This is a genomic window from Thomasclavelia sp., from assembly GCF_047249845.1.
In the GTDB taxonomy this organism is placed as follows: Bacteria; Bacillota_I; Bacilli_A; order Erysipelotrichales; family Coprobacillaceae; genus Thomasclavelia.
Genome location: NZ_JBKTWO010000175.1, coordinates 1 through 1,672 on the forward strand (window position 1 = coordinate 1; position 1,672 = coordinate 1,672).

The window sequence follows — 1,672 nt, forward strand, 5'->3', positions numbered from 1 at the left end:
GACATTCAAAGGTCAGAATTTATTGAAATAGTGAAACAAGGACATGTTCCTACATCATCACAACCTGCAATAGGAGTGACAATGGAAGTGTTTGAAAAGTATCCAGATGAAGAACTTCTTGTCATTAATATGGCAGATGGGTTATCTGGAACTTATCAGAGTACATTGGGAGTTAAAGAAAGTATGGATCATCCAGAGCATATACATGTCATGAATTCTATGACTTTATGTGGACCGCAAAGATATTTAGTAGAAAAAGCTGTCCGTTTAAGGGAGGAAGGACTTTCATTAGAAGATATCAAGAAAGAACTCTATAAAAGTATTGCAGGTGAAGTTTCATTTTTAATTCCACAAGATTTTGGTTTCTTAAAAAGAGGTGGTAGATTAACTCCATTGGCTGCAACTGTTGGTGGTATGTTACGTATTACTCCTATTATGACAAAAACTAAGGATGCAAAAAGACTTGAAAAATTTGCCATGAAAAAAACATTCAAAAGTGCTATTAAAGAAATTATTAAATACTTTCAGGATAATGGACTTAACGAAAATTATAAAATTTATATTTCACATGCAGGAGTGCTTGAACAAGCGAAATCAGCAATGGAACAAATCCGAGCTGTCTTTGAAAATGTTGCTATTGAAATATACGATTTATCTCCAGCATTTATTACTCAAGGTGGACCTGGGTGTATAGCTATTCAAACGATAAGGAAATAACATCAAAAGATGTTATTTTTTTAAAAATACGTTGAAACGTTTCAAAATAAATTGACAAACGCTTACAGAGTGTGTATATTATAATTGTGAAACGTTTCAAAACAATTAGGGAGGAATTTATATGGAAGCATTAACTGAAAAATTGACAAACTTATTATTACCCATTTCAAACGCATTGAATAATAATAAACATCTAACTGCTGTTAAAAATGCAATGATGTTTACAATTCCGTTTATGATTGTTGGTGGTATCTTTTGTTTATTAGCACAACCACCTGTACCATCAACATTGGAACCAACGAATTTCTTTTATTCTTTCTTATTGTCATGGAAAGCTTGGGCAACAGCGAATGGTGGTGTCTTATTGCCAGTATTTAATTTGACAATTAACTTTATTGCTGTTTATGTTGCTTTTGGAGTCGCTTATGAATTAGCAAAAGATTATGCAATTGATAAATTAGCAGTTGGATTTTGTTCACTATTTATTTTCTTTTTAACTTCTGCTGCACCCTTCACTGATAAAACACTAGGAACTATTATTTCTTGTGGTAACTTAGGTGGTGTAGGTATGTTCTATGCAATAATTGTTGCATTTGTTGTTTGTGAGATCTATAGATTTTGTAAAGTGAAAAATTTTAAAATCAAATTACCAGAGCAAGTACCACCTAATGTTTCTGCACCTTTTGAGGCATTAATTCCATTTACAATCTCTACATTACTTTTCTTAGTTTTAAATATTATCAGTTTGAATGTGATGGATTCAAATCTTTGTAAATTAATTTATGCAATTATTCAACCACTTTTATCAGCATCTGGCTCATTACCATCAGTCATTATGATTAGTATATTATTGAGTTTATTTTGGTTTATGGGGATTCATGGAAACAATTTGGTTGGATCAGTTCTCACACCTATTACAACTGCTAATTTAGCCATTAATGCGCAATTTATTATG

The 1,672-nt window shown here is 31.6% G+C and carries 2 protein-coding genes; both read left to right on the forward strand.

Annotated features, from left to right (window positions below; translation table 11 throughout):
* Positions 1-717, forward strand: a 717-nt coding sequence (locus ACLR9T_RS14520; protein WP_413110162.1) for a DegV family protein, incomplete at its 5' end; no start/stop codon positions are given.
* A 121-nt stretch (positions 718-838) separates the two neighbouring features.
* Positions 839-1,672, forward strand: an 834-nt coding sequence (locus ACLR9T_RS14525; protein WP_413110163.1) for a PTS transporter subunit EIIC, incomplete at its 3' end; no start/stop codon positions are given.